The organism is Rothia sp. HMSC069C03, assembly GCF_001811075.1.
Taxonomy (GTDB): domain Bacteria; phylum Actinomycetota; class Actinomycetes; order Actinomycetales; family Micrococcaceae; genus Rothia; species Rothia mucilaginosa.
Map to the genome: position 1 here is coordinate 11577 of NZ_KZ627134.1, position 899 is coordinate 12475.

Annotated in this window: 1 CRISPR repeat array. The window is 65.5% G+C overall.

Annotated elements, in window-relative coordinates:
• The first annotated feature begins 57 nt into the window (after window positions 1-57).
• Window positions 58-897: a CRISPR direct-repeat array (repeat unit 28 nt; unit sequence GTGTTCCCCGCGCGAGCGGGGATGAGCC).
• Window positions 898-899 lie beyond the last annotated feature (2 nt).

The following is an 899-nucleotide window of genomic DNA, read 5'->3' on the forward strand; positions in this document are numbered from 1 at the left end:
TCCCCGCGCGAGCGGGGATGAGCCGCGTGAGAAGCACGATATCGACGCGGCGGCACAGTGTTCCCCGCGCGAGCGGGGATGAGCCTACAAGGCTCTGCGCAACGCGGCTGCCGCGGCTAACCGCGAGGCGAACAAGTGTTCCCCGCGCGAGCGGGGATGAGCCGCGTAACCGTCGGGCTTAGTGATCCCGGAAACAGTGTTCCCCGCGCGAGCGGGGATGAGCCGGTCGCGTCGTCTACGGGTGTGAAGGTGGCTTCGTGTTCCCCGCGCGAGCGGGGATGAGCCGCGTTGTAACTGTTCTGCACCCTTGCCTCAAACGTGTTCCCCGCGCGAGCGGGGATGAGCCAGAAAGGCTCCTAGATACATAAAGCATCTAGGAGGTGTTCCCCGCGCGAGCGGGGATGAGCCGCACATACCGCCCCTGGGGTGACGCTCTATAGGGTGTTCCCCGCGCGAGCGGGGATGAGCCGCCCGTAATCTCCTTATGCGAGAGGTTCACATCGTGTTCCCCGCGCGAGCGGGGATGAGCCGTACTGACCGTTCTCATCCTTAGCCAGGCGGAGGTGTTCCCCGCGCGAGCGGGGATGAGCCGAGCGCTACGGCGCAGAGGTGGCGCTGGACTTCGTGTTCCCCGCGCGAGCGGGGATGAGCCTGCTCAGGCAGAAGAAACGGTAGAAGACCAGTCGTGTTCCCCGCGCGAGCGGGGATGAGCCGTGAGAACGCCATGGTGTCTCCTTTCAAGGGTGGTGTTCCCCGCGCGAGCGGGGATGAGCCGCGCTTGTAGGCGGTAGTGCTCGGGGATTTCGTGTGTTCCCCGCGCGAGCGGGGATGAGCCGGTGACCTTCTTTCTGTAGATGGTGTAGGTACAGTGTTCCCCGCGCGAGCGGGGATGAGCCGAA